This is a genomic window from Mesorhizobium sp. M0601, assembly GCF_040320845.1.
GTDB lineage: Bacteria > Pseudomonadota > Alphaproteobacteria > Rhizobiales > Rhizobiaceae > Mesorhizobium.
Map to the genome: position 1 here is coordinate 115,399 of NZ_JAMYQK010000014.1, position 17,899 is coordinate 133,297.

The window sequence follows — 17,899 nt, forward strand, 5'->3', positions numbered from 1 at the left end:
CGGCGGCCGCCAAAGCATCTTCCAATGCGCCGCAACAAGCATCGAACGGAACCTGGCAATGACACTGGCGACTGCGGCGCAATCCGCGACATGGACCTTCGTCGACGGCGACTGGTACGAGGGCAATGTTGCCATTCTAGGGCCGCGCAGCCACGCCATGTGGCTCGGCACCAGCGTGTTCGACGGCGCCCGCTGGTTCGAGGGCGTCGCTCCCGATCTCGATCGCCATGCAGCGCGGGTAAATGCCTCGGCGATCGCGCTCGGCCTGAAGCCGACGATGAGCACCGACAGGATCGTCGGGCTGACCTGGGACGGGCTGAAGAAGTTCGACGGCAAGACGGCGGTCTACATCAGGCCGATGTATTGGGCCGAGCATGGCGGCTATATGGGCGTGCCGGCCGACCCGGCCTCGACGCGTTTTTGCCTTTGCCTCTATGAATCGCCGATGATCTCGCCGGCGGGTTTTTCGGTGACGGTGTCGCCGTTCCGGCGCCCGACCATCGAAACCATGCCGACCAATGCCAAGGCCGGCTGCCTTTATCCCAACAACGGCCGGGCCATCCTCGAAGCCAAGATGCGCGGCTTCGACAATGCGCTCGTGCTCGACATGCTGGGCAATGTCGCCGAGACCGGCACGTCGAATATTTTTCTGGTCAAGGACGGCCATGTCCTGACGCCGGCGCCGAACGGCACCTTCCTTTCCGGCATCACCCGCGCGCGCACCATGGCCCTGCTTGGCGAATACGGGTTCACGACGACGGAAAAGACGCTGTCGATCCGCGATTTCCTCGAGGCGGACGAAATCTTCTCGACCGGAAACCACTCGAAAGTCGTGCCGGTCACGCGTATCGAGGATCGCAATCTGCAGCCCGGACCGGTGGCCAAGAAGGCGCGCGAACTCTATTGGGAATGGGCGCATTCGACTTCGCCCGGCTGACCCGCTAAAAAGCGGCCGGCGCTTCGTTTCCGGAGTTGTTCCAGACCAATCCAGTCCTATGTTAGTCCGGTATCGACACCGGATTTTTCCACGAGGGAGTACGACCGATGGCTTTTGAATTGCCCGCCTTGCCCTATGACTACGAGGCCTTGCAGCCTTACATGTCCAAGGAAACGCTGGAATATCACCACGACAAGCACCACAAGGCCTATGTCGACAACGGCAACAAGCTGGCCGCCGAGGCGGGCATGGGCGATTTGTCGGTCGAAGAGGCCGTCAAACAGTCCTTCGGCAAGAATGCGGGTCTCTTCAACAATGCCGCCCAGCACTACAATCATATCCATTTCTGGAAATGGATGAAGAAGGGCGGCGGCGGCAACAAGCTGCCTGGCGCATTGCAAAAGGCGGTCGACAGCGATCTTGGTGGCTACGACAAGTTCAAAGCCGACTTCATCGCCGCCGGCACCACCCAGTTCGGTTCGGGTTGGGCCTGGGTCTCGGTCAAGGACGGCAAGCTGGCTATCTCGAAGACGCCGAATGGCGAGAACCCGCTCGTCCATGGCGCGACGCCGATCCTCGGCGTCGATGTCTGGGAACATTCCTATTATATCGATTACCGCAACGCCCGGCCGAAATATCTCGAAGCCTTCGTCGACAGTCTCATCAATTGGGACTATGTGCTCGAGCTCTACGAAAAGGCCTGATCCGTTCCAGAAAAGCCCCGGCAGAACCGGGGCTTTTCTTTTTCAGCATCAGAACGACAGCTGCAAAAATTTCACGCAAGCGTGAGGCGAAGCGTCGGAATTTTTAAGCCATCCTTGCCGTTTGTCATCGGGGTGGGACCGCATCCTGAACTGCCTTCAACATGGAGCCAAGTGAATGAGAAAGCTTATCCTCGCCATCTCGATGCTCGCCTTCGCTGGTTCGGCGGCATTTGCCGACCCGGTAGCCGACCGGCAGGCCCTGATGAAGGAACGTGGCAAGATCGCCGCCGGCTTGTCGAAAGTGGTCAAGGGCGAGACGCCCTACGACGCAGCTTCGGTGCTGACGGCGTTGCAGGCACTGCAGGTCAATGCCGAGAAATTCCATGCCGGCGTCGACACGCTTTTCCCGGCCGGCAGCGACACCGGCGACACCACGGCGTCCCCAAAAATCTGGCAGGACATGGCCGGCTTCAAGACGGCTGAAGGCAAGTACCTCGCCGACGTCAAGGCGGCGGTCGCCGCAGCACCTGCGGATGCCGACGCGTTGAAGGCGCAGTTCAACACCATTGGCGGCGGCTGCGGCAACTGCCATCAAAACTACCGGGTAAAAAAAGGCTGATAGCGGGCAATGCGCTTGCTGAAGAAATTTGTCGGCGCCGCCCTCGTTCTGGGCGGCGCGGCCGCGATTGCCGGCTGGTTCCTGTCGGCTCCGGTCAGGGTCGATGCCGCAACGCTGGCTGAGCTTGGTCCCGGCGACGCCGCCAGGGGCAAGCGCATCTTCTACGCCGGCGGCTGCACATCCTGTCATGCCAAGCCCGGCTCGCAAGGCGACGCCCGCCTTCGGCTGGTCGGCGGCCTTGAGCTCAAGACGCCGTTCGGCAGCTTCGTGCCGCCGAACATATCGCAGGATACCAGGGACGGCATCGGCGCCTGGTCGGTCGAGGATCTTGCCAACGCCATGCTGAAGGGCGTGTCGCCGTCGGGCGAGCATCTCTATCCGGCATTTCCCTATGCTTCCTACGCGCGCATGAAGCCGGCCGACATTGCCGATCTCTATGCATTCCTGAAGACGTTACCCGCGGTCGCCGGCAAGGCGCCCGCCAATTCGCTGGCATTTCCCTTCAACGTCCGACGCGGTCTTGGCTTGTGGAAGCTGCTCTATTTGAGTGACCAGCCGGTCGTTTCCTTTCCCGACGGCACACCGGATCCGGTGTTGACAGGCCGCTATCTGGTCGAAGGCCCCGGCCATTGCGGCGAATGCCACACGCCGCGGGATCTTGCCGGCGGCACCAGCAAGAGCCAATGGCTGGCAGGTGCGGCCGCCGCCGAAGGCAGCGGCATCGTGCCGAACATCACGTCGGGCGAGGGCGGCATCGCCGACTGGTCCGAAGCCGACATCGCCAACTATCTCGAAACCGGCTTTACGCCGGATTTCGATACGGTCGGCGGCGCTATGGTCGACGTGCAGCGGAACATGGCCGTGCTGACCCTGGAGGACCGCTCGGCGATCGCCGCCTACCTGAAAGCCGTGCCGCCGCATCCCAACGGCTATCCGGCGCGCAAGAAGCCGGCGAGCTGACAGCTGTTGCGTCAGCGGTCGCCGAGAAAGTCGAAGCCGGTTTCGAAGAAGTGATTGTAGTCGCAGGTCATTTCCTCGCCGGGCGCAATGTCGCGCAAGGCATAGGTCTCCTCCGGTTGCGAGACGTCGCAATTCGGGTCGTCGGCATGGTTCATGTAGCGCGCATCGTCGGCCTCGAAGACGATGTAGTTCGGGTCGCGCCGGTCCGGATAGGCGTAGCGATCGAGATAGGCTTTGACCGGCCCGGTTTCCCGCTCATAGGTCTCCACCTCGATGCGCCGGTCGTATTTCGGGTCGAGCTTCCAGACCAGCGTGCCGCGGGCAATGTGGTTCTTGGCAAAGACGCCGATGCCCTGGATGGGCGATTTGTCGAGATAGACATCGACGAGCAACATGGCAGATCCCTGGGTGATTGATTGTTGGCGCGGCTATGAAAAGGCCGCGCACTGGGTAGCGCGCGGCATTTGCAATTGCGAGCGGAAAATCAGCTGTGCCTGCCCATTATCCCGAAGCCTCGTACGGCTCGTCGCCTGTCGAGACCCTAGCGCTGTTGCAGCGCCAGCCGGATGCCTAAGGCGCAATAGATACCGCCGACAGCCTTGCCTTGCCATCTCAGCACCGTCGGGTTTCGGCGCAGGAATGCACCGAGGCCGCCCGCACCCACGGCGAAAACCACCGTGCTGACGAGGCCCAACAGAACAAAGATGACGCCCAATATCGCCAGTTGAAGCATCACCGATCCGTTTTCAGGCCGCACGAACTGCGGAAGAAATGCAAGGAAGAAAAGCGCGGTCTTGGGATTGAGAACCTCGGTCAAAACAGCCTGCCGAAATGCTTTGGCAGCGGGGATCGCAAGTGCGCCGGCGGCCGGATAGGCCGGCGTTTTCTCGATGATCGCGCGAATGCCGAGATAAATGAGGTAGGCTGCGCCGATGTACTTCACGATGCTGAAAAGCGCCGCCGACGTGGCAATGATCGCCGAAATGCCGACGATCGCCATGAAGGTGTGAACCACGTCGCCGGCCGCGATCCCGGCGCCGGTCGCAATGCCCACCCTGGTTCCGGAACTGGTTGCCCGCGCCACCGTCAGAAGAGTGGCGGGACCCGGGATGAAGACAAAGCCAAGCACAACCGCGACATAAGCTATCAACGTGGCGAGATCGATCATTGGTGGGCTTCTCCGCAACTTTCATCGTCAATGAAGGCATGTAGCGGAACGGAAGGCAATGACCGCTCATCCGCCGATGTTCACGCCGCAAGCTCGGCCTTGCCTGTCACCTTGAGCGCGAAGGCGTAGGTGAAGGCGATTTCCCCCAGCCTGGAGAACCGGCCGGAGGCACCGGCATGGCCTGAATCCATGTTGATCTTGAATAGCACCGGATTCCCACCTGTCTTGCGGTCGCGCAACCGCGCCACCCATTTGGCCGGCTCCCAATAAGTGACGCGCGGGTCGGTCAGGCCGGCCAGCGCCAGGATCGGCGGATAGTCGAGTGCGGCGACATTGTCGTAGGGTGAATAGGCGGCGATGGTCCGGTAATCCTCCGCCGAAGCGATCGGATTGCCCCATTCCGGCCATTCCGGCGGCGTCAGCGGCAAGCTGGCGTCGAGCATGGTGGAGAGCACGTCGACGAAGGGAACCTCGGCGACGACGGCGCCGAAGCATTGCGGCGCCATGTTGACGACCGTGCCCATCAGCATGCCGCCGGCCGAACCGCCTTGCGCGACGATGCGGTCATGCTGCGTATAGCGCTCGGCGACGAGATGCTGGGCGACCGCGATGAAATCGGTGAACGTGTTCATCTTGTTCGCCCGCTTGCCGTCGTCGTACCAGCCATAGCCCTTGTCCTTGCCGCCGCGAACATGGGCTATCGCGTAGACAAAGCCACGGTCGACCAGCGAAAACAGATTGGTGTTGAACGCGGCCGGCACGGTGATGCCGTAGGAGCCGTAGCCGTAAAGCAGGCAAGGCGCCGACCCGTCGAGCGGTGTGTCGCGGTGATGGAGGAGCGAGATCGGCACCAGTTCGCCGTCGGCGGCAGGCGCCATCAGCCGGCGCGTGACGTAGTGCTCCGGGTCGTGGCCGGACGGCACTTCCTGGGTCTTGAGCAGCACCCGCTCGCGGGTGCGCATGTTGTAATCGAAGACCTGCGCCGGGGTCGTCATCGACGAATAGGAAAAGCGCATGATCTCGGTGTCGTATTCGTAGGAGCCGGACAGGCCGAGCGAGAAGGCTTCCTCGTCGAAGGAGATCAGGTGCTCCTCGCCGCTCTTGCGGTCGCGTACGACGATGCGCGGCAGGCCTTCCTTGCGCTCGAGCCGGACCATGTGGTCCTTGAAGCCGATCACCGAAAGGATCAACCGGCCCGCTTCGTGCGGCACCAGTTCCTGCCAGTTGGCGCGCACCGGATCGTGGGCCGGCGCCGTCATGATCTTGAAGTCCTTGGCGCCGTCGGCATTGGTGAGGATGAAGAAGATGTCGCCGCCTTCCTCGAGTTCGTACTGCAGGCCGGTCTGGCGCGCCGCAACCAGCTTCGGCTCTGCGAACGGATCGTTGGCGCTCATGATGCGGTATTCCGAGGTCTCATGATCGTTGATGCCGATCATGATCCACTCGTTGGAGCGCGTGCCACCGACATCCATGAAGAAGCCGGGATCGGTCTCCTCGTAGATCAGCCGGTCGTTTTCAGGACCGTCGCCAAGCGCATGGAACAGCACTTTGGAAGGACGGTGGTTGGGGTCGAGGCGGGTGTAGAAAAAACCGTCATTGCCGGCATCCCACACACCGCCGCCGCCGGTGTCCGGGACCCTGTCCGCCAGATCGTTGCCGCCGGCCAGATCGCGGACGCGCAGCGTGTAGAATTCGGAACCCTTGTCGTCGAAGGCCCAGAGCAGCTTGCTGTGGTCGTGCGAATGATCGACGCCGCCCAGGCGGAAATAGGGCTTGCCCTCGGCCTCGGCATCGCCGTCGAGCAATATCTGCTTGTCGCCGCCGTCACGCGCCGTGCGGAAATAACGCGGCTGCTGGCCGCCAAGCTTGAAGGAGGAGCCGTAGGCGTAAGGTCCGTCCTTCATCGGCACGGAAGAATCGTCTTCCTTGATGCGTCCCTTCATTTCCGCGAAAAGCTGCTTCTGCAATTGGACCGTATCGGCCATCAGCGCCGCCTGATAAGCATTCTCGGCCTCGAGGTGGGCGCGGATTTGGCCGTCGAGCAGGGACGGATCCCTGAACATCTCTTGCCAATTGGCGGCCCTCAGCCAGGCATAATCGTCCGTCCGCGTTATGCCGTGATGCGTGTCGAAGATCGGTCGCTTCTCCGGCTGCGGCGGCGTGGCGGTCGGAAACACTGGGGTTCTGGTCATTGCGTCTCGCTGTGGAAGCTACTTGAATGGCGAATGAACACGCCGAGCAGCGCGGGTTCAAGGGCTATGATCTATTGTCGTGGTGGCTCGAGAGGACGGGCTGGAGGAACGGATAACGAATATTTCTTCTCGGACTGCCGCGGTTCTCGCCGTCGCTGCGATGACCCTGCCAGTGCCGGTCAATCTCATGCAACTGCCTTCGCGGCTTGGCAAGTGGCCGATATGGCTGGGTCTACGGAAATACATTACCCCACTTCAATGACACAGCGCACCGCTCCGGCGACGGCTCGCGAGCAACAGTAACGCTTCGCAACCTATGATTTTACTGAATCCACCGATCATCCAGGCTGTAATGCCGCCGGCAGGGTCAAGCATCGAACTCTATTTACCTGCTGCCGTTTGTGTAATGGCTGCTTGCCGCCGCGTCAGTCGATGCTGGTCTGACCAGAAAAAACGGCAAGGTTACACTTTGCACGAAAGAGTGAAGCTGAATGAGGAATATTTGACTTGTATCGCTGAATAGACCGCAAGAAGCGAATTGACTTACTTGGCGCTCAGGCTCATTAAGATGCCGCGACGCGAATCGCGGAGGCTTTTTCCTGCACAAGTTCGCGCGATGCCCTGCCTGCCAAAAATAGGGCGTAGACAGAAACAATTCTCGTTGGGACCTGAACGCCATGGATATTACCGAAACACCTTCCAGAAACAGTGACGCGCTGATCGAGCTCACCGCCGATGTGGTGGCTGCCTATGTCAGCAACAATCCCGTACCGGTCGGCGAACTGCCGAACCTTATCGCCGATGTCCATGCCGCTCTCGGGCGTGTCGGCGGGGCCGCCGAGCAGCCGCCTGCCGACAAGCAGAAGCCGGCGGTAAATCCGAAGCGGTCGGTGCATGACGACTACATCATCTGTCTCGAAGACGGCAAGAAGTTCAAGTCGCTCAAGCGTCACTTGATGACCCACTATGATCTCACGCCCGACCAGTATCGCGAAAAGTGGAACCTGGACCCGAGCTATCCGATGGTTGCGCCCAATTACGCGGCCGCCCGTTCGCAGCTCGCCAAGAAGATGGGTCTCGGCCGCAAGCGCAAGGGACGCTGACAAGCGGCTCTTCCGGTTTGATACTCAAACGGCGCCTGCGGGCGCCGTTTTGTATTATGGGGTCAAGGTCGAACCCGCCATGCCCGCCAGCAACTGCCGTGCGGTCAGGCGGTCTGCTTCAACGCTGCCTCGGCGTCACGCTTGATGCGCTTGACCATCGAGCGGAGACCATTGGCGCGCTGCGGCGACAGGTGCTCGTCAAGTCCGAGCGCCTTTAGCGTTGCCTCGGCGTCGGTCCTCTGGATTTCACTGGCCGGCCGTCCCGAAAACAGCGCCAGCATGATGGCGACCAGGCCGCGCACGATATGCGCGTCGGAATCGCCCTTGAAGGTGATAACGGGGTCGACACCCCCGCCTTGCTCGGTAGTCAGCCAGACCTGGCTGACGCAGCCCGGCACCTTGTTGGCTTGTATGCGTTGCTCATCGGGAAACGGCGGCAGCGCTTCACCCAGTTCAATCACATAGCGATAGCGGTCTTCCCACTCGTCGAGCAGGGAAAAGTCGTCGCGGATGGTCTGGATCGTCGTCGTCATGCTCCCGGATATAGTGATCCGGCGCTGCCGCGTCACGGAAAAAGAGGAGAAACGCCGCAGGCGCCGGGCATGGGGAGCCTTGCGGTCCGGCGATGAATTCGGCCGAAACAGTCTCAGTTCTTCGCCGGCAAGTGCAGTTTCGCCGGCAGATCGACTTTCGCCGGCAAGACGATTTCCCCGGGCACGCTGCCGGTAGTCGTCACTGTATCGGGTTCAGCGGCCTTGTCGTCCAGCATGGCAGCCGCGATCTTGGCGGTCTCCTTTGCCCGGGCGGTGATGGTATGCATTGCCGATTTGCCGGTCTCGCACACGTCCGGCTTGCGCTCGCAGATGCCAGCGATATCGCCGACGGCTTCGCGCGCCGCAAACAGCGCCTGGAGCGGCCCGACGCTTTCGCGGCCCGCATCATCGGCGCCGACACCCAGCGGCAGCGCCAGAAGCACCAGCGAAAACCAGAAAGCAGCTCTTATCAGAAAGCCCATCTGTCTGTCCTTTATGACGGTCATGCCTCCGAACCGCACGACCCTTGTACCGCGATACTGACACAGACGCGCAAAGGACGGCTTGTCCCGAAAGCAACAGTTTTCCTCAAATTTTAGGCAGATTCGAAACGAAGCGTTTTGAAGTTCATTTGCCTCGAACGGCTCAGATTTTATTCAGCAAATAATAACCATCCAACCTATTGTTTTTCGTGGTCATTTTCTTAATCGGCGACAGTTTGATGCCCTCGGTCGCAGGTGCAGGCGCGGGCGGTGTGGATAACGCTCCGTTTACTATGGCGGCAATTGCCCCGGTTTTTCCCCGCCGGTATCCCGATATTTGCAGCCTGCCGGGGGACGATCGGCCCAGCCTTATCCATTCCTTAAACGCTGGATGCGAGTTTCGGATCGACAAAAGCCGCCTGCAAAGCAGGGCCGTTCACGACCGGGTGCGTTGAGTTGAGTGCGATCAAGGCCAGATACGCCGAGTTGCCGGGCGCGATAGCCGCCGGTTGCGAACGGATGGTTCATCCGTCCGTGCTCGGCCAGAGCGATCGTCGCCGCCACAGCCGGTTCATTGGCGTCATGCTGGCGGCGCCTTTCTTCAGCGCGGGTGCAGCGGTGACGCTGGTCACGTCGGGAATGGGCGCGGCCGTGACTGTGGCTGCGATCTTTGCGGCGTTCGGCCTTTGCTGGTTCGCCGCCCTGCTGGTGGCTGCCTCGGGCAAGATGACCCTGGCCGGCCAACTCGCCTTGGTCGTCGGCAGCGTTGCCCTCGGTGCCCTTATCGCTGCCGCCGGCGGTGTGGCCTCGCCGGTTGCCTTGCTCGCAGTGGCGCTGCCGTTTGAAGCGTGGTGGATCGGCCAATCGCGCCGTGCCGTGGTCTGGGGCGCCATATCGGCCTTTGTCGCAGTCTTGCTGCAGCCTTTAGCCGGTTCAGTCTTGCCGCTCGCCCACCAGACCGAAATCGCCGCATGGCACTGGCTGGTACCACTGGCCTGGGCACTCACGCTCATTCCGCGTATCGCTCCGCTTCGCGGCGCCGCCAACGCACAGCTCGATCCGGCCGGCAGCCACCGGCTCGAAGACCTGATCGACGCCGTCGTGCTGCGAATCGCTGCGCATGGTGAGGTTCTGGACGTCTCGGCTAAGGCACGCACTATGCTGAGGCTGCCGCCGGAGCTGCTTTTCGGCACCGGACTTTTCGATCGCATCCATCTGTCCGACCGCGTCCCGTATCTCAGTGCGCTGGCCGATATGCGCGATGGCGCCCTGTCGCGCCGGCTCGACCTTCGCGTCCGGCTGCCGCAGAGCAGCGGCGTGACGGCCGACAATTACCGGCCGTTCTCGCTCGAGATGATGCGCGCGCCGGGGCAGGAGACTGTCTTCACGCTTCTTCTGCGCGAGAACGACGAACTGGCCGGACTGCGCCAGGAGCTTGCCGCTGCCAATGAGGCGGCTGCCTCCGCCGAGGTGGCGAAAGGACGCTTCCTTGCCGTCGTCAGCCATGAGTTGCGCACCCCGCTCAATGCCATCATCGGTTTTTCCGACATGTTGCTGCACGAGATGTTCGGCAGCTTCAAGGATCCTCGCCAGAAGGAATATGTCGGCTTGGTCAGGGATTCGGGCCAGCACCTGCTTGCCGTCGTCACCTCGATACTCGACGTATCGCGGATCGAATCGGGCGCTTACGCGACCGAACCGGAACCGTTCCGCTTCCGCGAAGCGGTCGAGATGTGCCAATCGATGATGCGCCTGCAAGCCGAGGCAAAGGCTATCGATCTGCAGGCCCAGATCGCGCCGGACGCAGGCGAAATAAATGCCGACCGTCGCGCCGTGCAGCAGATCCTGATCAATCTCGTCTCCAACGCGATCAAGTTCACGCCCGAAGGCGGCAATGTCGTCATCGGCGCCAAGCGCATCGGCTCGCGGCTGCATTTCTGGGTCCGGGACACCGGCATCGGCATCGCCGAGGAAGATTTCGCCAATCTCGGCAAGCCGTTCATGCAGATCCAGAACGACTATACCCGCCGTTTCGAAGGCACAGGCCTCGGGCTTTCGCTGGTGAAGGGGCTGGTGGCGCTGCACGAGGGCACCATGTCGATCGAAAGCATGCCTGGCGAGGGCACCACGGTGACGATCAGCCTTCCCGTGAACGGCCCGACGGGCCGCTCGGCGGAGAAGGCCGGCGTGGTGCCGATGTCCGCAGTCAAAGCCAAGGCGGACGGTGGCAAAGGGGAGAGCAATGGGTCGCTCCGCAAAACAGCCTAGGGCGGTCAAACGCCGCGGCAATGCCTTCGAGCACGGAGCGATGGCGCTGGGCAGCCTGATCTCGCGCAATCCTGTTGTGGTCGGCGGCTCCACCGCGTTCCTGGTGACGCTGTTCTACGTCTCGGCGAACGCGCTTTGGTACCAGCCTTTTCCGCATGCCGGCGCGTTTTTCGCCACGAGGAGTATCGAGCGCTTTCCCCGGGCGGACAGCGACGAGCCCGAAACCACCATCAATATCGTGCGTCCGGCCGCTGCGCCGATCAAGAGCGACCCGGTCGTCGAGCAGGTCCAGGGCATATTGAAGGATCTCGATTTCTATTCCGGCACCGTCGACGGGATTCCCGGACCGAATACGCGCAAGGCCATCCAGGCCTATCAGCAGAAGGTCGGATTAAATGCCTCCGGCGAGATCGACAGCGTTTTGCTGGATCAACTGGGTGCCACGCCGACGACCGCAGCCGTGGTGCCGCATCCGGTGCCGCGGCCGGTCGAAACGGCCGCTGTTCCAACCGCCATTCCAGCGTCCGCACCGGCAAATGCGGTGGCGCAAACACCTGATCCCCGCATCGTCAAGATCCAGGCCGGACTGAAGGCGTTCGGCAATGACGACATGCGATTGGATGGCGTCGTCGGCGCGCGCACCAAGGCCGCGATCAAGGAATTCCAGGCGCTGTTCGGCTTGCCGGAGACCGGCGAGCCCGACGAGATCGTCTACGTCAAGATGCGCGAGATCGGCCTGACCAACTAAGGGTCGAAACGGCCGCTCGCCGATCGCCTCGCAAAGACCGGTTACGGTCTTCCGGCCAATGCTGTAAGGACCGCCGCATGTCCAGGACTTCTCCATGCGGGTAACCACCGATCTGTGGGTGTCGGCGCTGTTGCGCCGGGTTTTCAGCGCCGGCGGCTTTGCCGCCGTGGTCAAGCGCGGCGCGACGGAAGCCGGCGCGGTTTTCGTGCTGGCGCGGGGCAGGCAAGGGGAGATGGCGCTGTTCGGGCCGGCGCCGCAGACGAGTTACGATTCAGCCAGGCCGGACGACCGTTTTTTCAGCCTGCTTGGCGAAGGCGACGATGCCGCCATCTTCGACGCGCGGCTGGAGCGCGAGAAGAGATTCGATCCGGATATCTGGGTGGTCGAGATCGAGGCGGGCGCCATTCGCGTCGAGGAGCTTATCTCGGTCAAGGCGTCTTAACGGCAAGCCCTTCAGACGCGACGCGCCTTTGGGGTGGCGGTCATATCGGCGCTGTTCGGCTTGCGCAGGTCGGCATTTGCGGCGACGCGCCCAGGCTTGCGAACGATTTTCGACACGGTCTCGGCCTTCCAGCCGCGGAGCCTGTCCAACGCCGCGTCGCGGTGCAGCAGGCGGTAGCGGTCGAGGAAGATGCGGATCGCCTGCGGGTGCGGAAACTCGGTCTGATAGATGGCGGCCGTGATCAGGAACGCCTTGTCTTCGCTGAGGTCGAGCGCGCGCAAGGCGGCCAGCAGCGATGTGTAATTGTGGCTTGCGGTGAGCGTCCGCGCCGTTGAAAAATCGACTTCGAGCGCATCGGCGAGCGCTGTCTGGAAGAATGCCGCATTGCCGGTCAGCGCGGTCTCGCGCAGCTTGACATAGGTTTGTGGCTCGACGAACGGACTGATGGAGGCGCCGCTCTCGGCGCGCATCATGGATCGCAACCGGCGGCGTACAGTTTCAGCGGCATCGGAAGCCTCTTGCCTGTTGACCTCGCCCGCAACCACTTCGGCGTTTTCGGACGCGGCTTTGGCGGTTGTTTCCGGCTGCTGCTGCGACCGCACCAGCGTCGGCCTTTCGAGCACTTTGATGAGATCCGCGATCGTCTGATTGAGATCCTTGCGGCGGGCAATGGCACGGGCATGCGGCAGGCCGTGACGTCCGATCAGCGCGATCAGGTCGACGTCGCTGAGGGCGCGCGAGCGGATGAGCAGCGGAGCGGCGATGTCGACCCGCTCCTGGCAAAGCCGCCGCACCAGCGCGGCGGGTGCATATTCGCATTCGGAAAGGGCTGCCGCGACGTAGCGGCGCGATTCGACCGAGACATTCTCGAACAGCGGCAGCGTCAGGTCTTCGAGCTGCGCGATTTCCCGGCGCGAAGGCCGGGTGAGCGAGCAGAACGCCGATACCGCGGCGCGAAACAGCCTTTCGGCCTTTCCCGATTCAGCTCCTGCTGCGATTTGCCTGAAATCCGAAGCTGACACGAAGGATACGCCCGACACTCGACACGATCTGGACAGCGCTCTGCCGGGCTGTACCGGTTTCGCGTTTCCCAAGAACAAAGATCAATTTAGCGGCGATCCGTTAGCGCTCCGTTAACCTACTGCCTTCTTAATCGACTATGGAGGCGTTGCGTTGTGCTCCGGGGCAACCGAGAGGAATACGCGAACCATGGGCATGGTACTGTCTTTCGTGCCGCGAACGGCGGCAACCAATCGAGCACAACAAACCGCGCCGGCGGCAGTGATCATCTTTCCCGGGGTGCGCTACGAACAGCGGCCGCTGACCGGCGAAACGCGGCCGGCCGGCCCCGACAAGCCGGGACCTTCGGGAACATTGCCGGTACCGCATCACTGAGCATCGGAACCGGCTTAAAAATCCTGCAGTTCGCAGGAACTCTGTTCGAGAAACCGCGAGACGATCGGCTTCCAGCTGTCGTCGGGCACGAACGAACGGATGACGAATACGCCTTCCTCTATCGGCGCCTCGACGAAGATGGCGCCTTGCAGTTCCTCGGGAAGATCCTTGCGGACCTCGATCATCTGGGCCGGCGTCAGCACAACGGTGTCGAGCATGCCTGCGGTCGCGCTGTGGTCGTTGAACGAGTAGATGTTGTGGCCGCCGCGGTCATAGACCGATATCGACCAGAACGGCACCTTGCCCGGCGCCTTGACCCGCACCATCCCCTCGGCAAGATCGAAACGGCATGCCGCCGCATAAAATAGCGGATCGACCGATTTCACCACCGGCGCGCCGCCGGCTTCCGCGTCGAGCCTGGTCATCTTGTAGAGATCCGAAGCCATGGCCAATCGCGACCAGGCGTCGCGTTCGGAGAACTCGGGGACGAGCAGCAGCACGATGATGTGCACGATGCCGGCGCCGAGCAGGCCGAGCAGCACGGCATGCAGCAGGCTACGCATTGCAGCCGACCTTCTGGATTTGTGGCAGCGTGACGTCCGAGAGACCGGTGCTGCTGGCGATCGGCGTGTCGTAGAACGTAAGCACCAAGTACATCTTGCCGGCGCCGCTGGTCAGCAGCCAGTTGCCGGGCGCTGGGCGGCTGCCGACGGAAATGACCACCGAATTGTCGGCCTGGCGCAGCACTTGATAGGACTGCAGCGCAGCCGGCCTCGGCTTGCCGGTCTCGACCACGCCAAGCGACTGGTCGGCGGCATAAAGCGTCCAGAACCGGGCGGTGGGAAAGCCGCCCGCGATCTTGTAGGCACATTGCCGCTGGAGCTGTTCGCCGCCGGAATCGCGCTCGGCTATGAAGGACAGTCCTTCCGCCTGTCCGAGCGCCAGCACGCCTTCGCGAGCCACGCGGGCCTTCGAATAGGGATCTGCCGTCGGCGTGCCGATATCGGGGAAGGCGGTCCATTGGCCGATCCTGATGGCGCCGACGCCATCCTGCAGCTTCAGTGCATACCAGACGCTGCCGCCACCGCCGACGACGGCGATGGCAAGCGAAAGCAGTGTCAGGAAGGCGTTCTTGAGCATGAGGAGGCAGGGAACCGAAGGCCGGGACTGAAAGATTGCCGCTCGGGGATATCGCGGCGCAGGGCCTTGTGGCAAGCGGCCCCGCGCAATTGGGCGTCACAGCGCCGAGAGGGTTTCCGGTGCAGCGGGCGCGTCGAGCACGGGTGCCGCCTGGAACAGCCTGGTCAGTTCCTTCAGGGTCTGGGTGGTCCGGCTGGACAGCACCGGCGGACGCTCGGCGGCGGCATCGGCAGCTGCCTGTTCGGCGTTCTTCTTTTCCGCTTCCTCGGCCTTGGCGGCAATTTCGGCATCGACGAAGGGGTGATCGAGGCCGGGAATCGGTCTGAGGTCGATATTCTGGTGCGCATAGACCATCAGCCGCTGCCACACCATGGCCGGCAGCGTGCCGCCGGTCATCTTGTTGGTCGCGGTGAAGTCGTCATTGCCGAGCCAGACGGCGGCCGTGTAGTTGCCGGTAAAGCCGACAAACCAGGCATCGCGGTAGGACTGGGTCGTGCCGGTCTTGCCGGCGACGACGATGTTTGGAAGGGCCGCGCGCCGGGCAGTGCCGATCACCGGCACCGCCGCCAGCATGGTGTTCATGTATTTGAGCGCCTGCTCCGACAGCACCCGATGCGGCGGCGGCGCATCCTTGGCGAAGTCGTAGACCACCTCGCCGGTACGGGTGAAGAGTTGGCTGACGCCGTGCCGGGTTCCGGCAAGGCCGTTCTGGGCAAATACGCTGTAACCCGTCGCCTGGTCCATCACGGTCATGCCCGACGTGCCGAGCACCATGGTCTTGTGCGATTCCAGCGGCGACTCGACGCCCATCGCCTCGGCCATGGCCTTGATCGGCTTGATGCCGAGATAATCCTTGGCCAGCCGCACCGGCACCGTGTTGATCGATTTGGCCATCGCCGTGATCAGCGTGACGTTGCCGGCCGACCCGCCATTGTAATTGTGGGGCGACCAGCTGCCCCAGGAGATGGGTCCGCCGGAAACCACCGAATCCGGCGTGAAGCCATGCTCCATCGCCGTCGCATAGACATAGGGCTTGAACGAGGAGCCGGTCTGGCGAAGCGCTTTGGTGGCGCGGTTGAACTGGCTGGCGCCGTAGTCGCGGCCGCCGACGATCGCCCTGACCGCGCCATTGGTCTCGATGACGACGATGGCGCCCTCGGTGACGTTGTATTCCTTGCCGAACTGGCGGAGGTGGAACTCCATCGATTCTTCGGCCGCCTTCTGGATGTTGGCGTCGAAGGTGGTGTGGGCGACAAGCGAGTGCGGGCCGCCTTTGGCGGCGATCTTCTTGACCTCGTCGAAGGCCCAGTCGAGGTAGTAGTCGGGGCTCTTCTGCTCGCCGCGGTCGACGATTTCGGCCGGGTGTAATCTTGCCTGCAGCACCTGGCCTTCGGTCATGAAGCCGGAATCGACCAGGTTGGACAGCACCACATTGGCCCGCGCCCGGGCGGCGGGCAGGTTTATGTGCGGCGCATATTTGGTCGGCGCCTTGAACAGGCCGGCCAGCATCGCCGCCTCGGCAAGGTTCAGGTCCTTGACGCTCTTGCCGAAATAGAAATCGGCTGCCGCCTCGATGCCGAAGGTGCCACCGCCCATATAGGCGCGGTCGAGGTAAAGCTGCAGGATTTCCTTCTTCGACAGATTGGCTTCGAGCCACAGCGACAGGAAGGCTTCCTTGATCTTGCGCTCGAATGTCCGCTCATTGGTCAGGAACAGGTTCTTGGCCAGCTGCTGGGTGATGCTCGAGCCGCCCTGGACGACGGAATTTGCCCGCACATTCTCGAATATGGCGCGCGACAGGCCGAGCACATCGATGCCGTAATGGTCGAAGAAACGGCGGTCTTCGGTCGCCAGCACCGCCTTGATGACATGGTCGGGCATCTCGTCGACCGGCACCGAATCGCGCTGGATGATGCCGCGCTGGCCGATCTCGTTGCCGTAGCGGTCGAGGAAGGTGACGGCGAAGTCGCCTTGCGTGCGCCAGTCGCCGGCGGTTATCTGGAAGGCCGGCAAGGCCAGCGCCAAAAGGACGACGATGCCGCCGGCACCGAGCGTAAAGCCTTCACTCAACAGTTCGATCAGGCCGCGGCGCCAGCCGTCGACACGGAAACGCCGCGAGAAGATGGTCGCCGCTTCCCAGAACTGGCGCGCCCTGAAGCCGATTTCGTAGACCGAGGAATCAATCCACGCATCCACCGCCAGCAGCCTTGCGGCGATCGGACCTCTTCTCTTGCGTGGTTCCAAAGGACTGGCCATTCCAGGATCCGGCTGCGGCGATGCCGCCAACTGAGAAACCGCATGCCGGCAATTTCACGGCGGCGCGCCGCTATGACTATTCGTCCATTTTGGCGCTGCCTACAAGGGCGATGAAGGTTCCGCGCTTGCGCGAGGTGCCGAGCATTGGCAGTCGTCACATGGGACGCTTGTCCGCGATCTTTTTCGGGTCGCGGCCTATCATGCCGGCGTTGGCTTTCCTGTGCTTGTCGGCAAGCCTGCGAATGCGATCGAAGCGGCTTTCCTCGGCCACTTCGATTTTCGCCGCTGCCTTTGGCTTCGGGACGAATGCGATCATTGATCGATCTCCTTGCCGATGGTGCGCGCCGGGGAAGATACCCCGGCGGCTGTCTTTCAGGCTTGTTTCCGGCAGTGGCTGGTCAATAGCCGATGCCGCCGGGTGAAGCAGCGGCTTCCTTCGCCGGAACGTCGGTGATCATGGCTTCCGCCGTGATCAGAAGCGCCGCAATGGAGCCCGCGTCCTGCAGCGCCGTCCGTACCACCTTCGCCGGGTCGACGATGCCGGCCTTGATCATGTCGACATAGACCTCGTTCTGGGCATCGAAGCCCTGATTGTGATCCTTGCCCTCGGCGAGCTTGCCGACGACGATCGAACCTTCGACGCCGGAATTCTCGGCGATCTGCCGGATTGGCGCTTCAAGGGCCCTGAGCACGATCGAGATGCCTGCCGTCACATCGGCATTGGCTCCGGTCAGCCCCTTCAGCACAGCCTTGGCGCGCAGCAACGCGACGCCGCCGCCGGGAACGATGCCTTCTTCGACGGCCGCGCGCGTGGCGTTCAGCGCATCGTCGATGCGGTCCTTCTTTTCCTTGACCTCGGATTCGGTCGCGCCGCCGACGCGGATGACGGCAACGCCGCCCGCCAGCTTGGCGAGACGTTCCTGCAGCTTCTCCTTGTCATAGTCGGACGTGG

Annotated in this window: 20 protein-coding genes; 9 read left to right on the forward strand and 11 right to left on the reverse strand. The window is 62.5% G+C overall.

All coding sequences use genetic code 11. From position 1 onward, the window contains the following. The first annotated feature begins 58 nt into the window (after positions 1-58). From NKI41_RS15625 to NKI41_RS15640, 4 genes are all read left to right on the forward strand, one after another. A complete protein-coding gene (locus NKI41_RS15625; RefSeq protein ID WP_352470990.1) occupies positions 59-937 on the forward strand; it encodes a branched-chain amino acid aminotransferase in 879 nt (292 codons plus the stop codon). Positions 938-1,044: 107 nt separating this feature from the next. After that, the gene (locus NKI41_RS15630) at positions 1,045-1,641 is read left to right on the forward strand and encodes a superoxide dismutase (RefSeq protein ID WP_023677850.1); all 597 of its coding nucleotides are present in this window, start codon (positions 1,045-1,047) and stop codon (positions 1,639-1,641) included. A 175-nt stretch (positions 1,642-1,816) separates the two neighbouring features. Beyond that, positions 1,817-2,260, forward strand: a complete 444-nt coding sequence (locus NKI41_RS15635) for a c-type cytochrome (RefSeq protein ID WP_352449059.1) — start codon at positions 1,817-1,819, stop codon at positions 2,258-2,260. Positions 2,261-2,269: 9 nt separating this feature from the next. Then, positions 2,270-3,220, forward strand: coding sequence for a cytochrome c (locus NKI41_RS15640; protein ID WP_352683837.1), 951 nt, complete (start codon positions 2,270-2,272; stop codon positions 3,218-3,220). Positions 3,221-3,231: 11 nt separating this feature from the next. Here NKI41_RS15640 and NKI41_RS15645 read toward each other — a convergent pair whose 3' ends face one another. The 3 genes from NKI41_RS15645 to NKI41_RS15655 form a co-directional block, all read right to left on the reverse strand. After that, entirely contained in the window at positions 3,232-3,615 is a 384-nt protein-coding gene (locus NKI41_RS15645) for an SET domain-containing protein (RefSeq protein WP_352683839.1), read from the reverse strand. Positions 3,616-3,761: 146 nt separating this feature from the next. Beyond that, complete coding sequence (locus NKI41_RS15650) at positions 3,762-4,388, reverse strand: LysE family translocator (RefSeq protein ID WP_352501776.1); 627 nt, start codon at positions 4,386-4,388, stop codon at positions 3,762-3,764. A gap of 80 nt (positions 4,389-4,468) precedes the next feature. After that, entirely contained in the window at positions 4,469-6,580 is a 2,112-nt protein-coding gene (locus NKI41_RS15655; RefSeq protein WP_352683841.1) for a S9 family peptidase, read from the reverse strand. Positions 6,581-7,257: 677 nt separating this feature from the next. Between NKI41_RS15655 and NKI41_RS15660 the strand changes: the two genes are divergently transcribed. Beyond that, positions 7,258-7,683: a Ros/MucR family transcriptional regulator gene (locus NKI41_RS15660; protein ID WP_023677844.1), complete on the forward strand. Its 426-nt coding sequence runs from the start codon at positions 7,258-7,260 to the stop codon at positions 7,681-7,683. Positions 7,684-7,787: 104 nt separating this feature from the next. Here NKI41_RS15660 and NKI41_RS15665 read toward each other — a convergent pair whose 3' ends face one another. Together NKI41_RS15665 and NKI41_RS15670 are read right to left on the reverse strand one after the other, a co-directional pair. Next, a complete protein-coding gene (locus tag NKI41_RS15665) occupies positions 7,788-8,216 on the reverse strand; it encodes a SufE family protein (RefSeq protein WP_023677843.1) in 429 nt (142 codons plus the stop codon). A 113-nt stretch (positions 8,217-8,329) separates the two neighbouring features. Further along, positions 8,330-8,698 (reverse strand): DUF5330 domain-containing protein, encoded by a 369-nt coding sequence (locus tag NKI41_RS15670; RefSeq protein ID WP_352470996.1) that lies wholly within the window; start codon positions 8,696-8,698, stop codon positions 8,330-8,332. Positions 8,699-9,217: 519 nt separating this feature from the next. Here NKI41_RS15670 and NKI41_RS15675 point away from each other — a divergent pair. From NKI41_RS15675 to NKI41_RS15685, 3 genes are all read left to right on the forward strand, one after another. Next, positions 9,218-10,966 carry a sensor histidine kinase gene (locus tag NKI41_RS15675; protein WP_352614963.1) on the forward strand — a complete coding sequence of 583 codons (1,749 nt, stop codon included), beginning with the start codon at positions 9,218-9,220 and terminating at the stop codon, positions 10,964-10,966. Then, a complete protein-coding gene (locus tag NKI41_RS15680) occupies positions 10,941-11,714 on the forward strand; it encodes a peptidoglycan-binding domain-containing protein (RefSeq protein ID WP_352683843.1) in 774 nt (257 codons plus the stop codon). The genes NKI41_RS15675 and NKI41_RS15680 overlap by 26 nt, the downstream gene beginning before the upstream one ends. Before the next feature lie 94 nt (positions 11,715-11,808). After that, positions 11,809-12,156 carry a DUF1491 family protein gene (locus NKI41_RS15685; RefSeq protein ID WP_352501779.1) on the forward strand — a complete coding sequence of 116 codons (348 nt, stop codon included), beginning with the start codon at positions 11,809-11,811 and terminating at the stop codon, positions 12,154-12,156. 11 nt (positions 12,157-12,167) lie between these two features. On the opposite strand, the gene NKI41_RS15690 is transcribed toward NKI41_RS15685, so the two are convergent. After that, complete coding sequence (locus NKI41_RS15690) at positions 12,168-13,178, reverse strand: DUF2336 domain-containing protein (protein ID WP_352683845.1); 1,011 nt, start codon at positions 13,176-13,178, stop codon at positions 12,168-12,170. Between the two features lie 187 nt (positions 13,179-13,365). Here NKI41_RS15690 and NKI41_RS15695 point away from each other — a divergent pair, with 187 nt between their 5' ends. Next, a complete protein-coding gene (locus NKI41_RS15695; RefSeq protein ID WP_292658434.1) occupies positions 13,366-13,551 on the forward strand; it encodes a hypothetical protein in 186 nt (61 codons plus the stop codon). A gap of 14 nt (positions 13,552-13,565) precedes the next feature. Here the strand turns inward: NKI41_RS15695 and NKI41_RS15700 are convergent, their stop codons facing one another. From NKI41_RS15700 to NKI41_RS15720, 5 genes are all read right to left on the reverse strand, one after another. Next, on the reverse strand, positions 13,566-14,114 hold the full coding sequence (locus NKI41_RS15700) for a DUF1254 domain-containing protein (protein WP_352471000.1): 549 nt from the start codon (positions 14,112-14,114) through the stop codon (positions 13,566-13,568). Continuing rightward, positions 14,107-14,691: a DUF1214 domain-containing protein gene (locus NKI41_RS15705; RefSeq protein WP_352471001.1), complete on the reverse strand. Its 585-nt coding sequence runs from the start codon at positions 14,689-14,691 to the stop codon at positions 14,107-14,109. The genes NKI41_RS15700 and NKI41_RS15705 overlap by 8 nt, the downstream gene beginning before the upstream one ends. 96 nt (positions 14,692-14,787) lie before the next feature. Further along, complete coding sequence (locus NKI41_RS15710; protein WP_352471002.1) at positions 14,788-16,947, reverse strand: transglycosylase domain-containing protein; 2,160 nt, start codon at positions 16,945-16,947, stop codon at positions 14,788-14,790. A gap of 154 nt (positions 16,948-17,101) precedes the next feature. Next, positions 17,102-17,263, reverse strand: coding sequence for a hypothetical protein (locus tag NKI41_RS15715; RefSeq protein ID WP_352501782.1), 162 nt, complete (start codon positions 17,261-17,263; stop codon positions 17,102-17,104). A gap of 82 nt (positions 17,264-17,345) precedes the next feature. Then, positions 17,346-17,899, reverse strand: a 554-nt coding sequence (locus tag NKI41_RS15720) for a TCP-1/cpn60 chaperonin family protein (RefSeq protein ID WP_352683847.1), incomplete at its 5' end; no start/stop codon positions are given.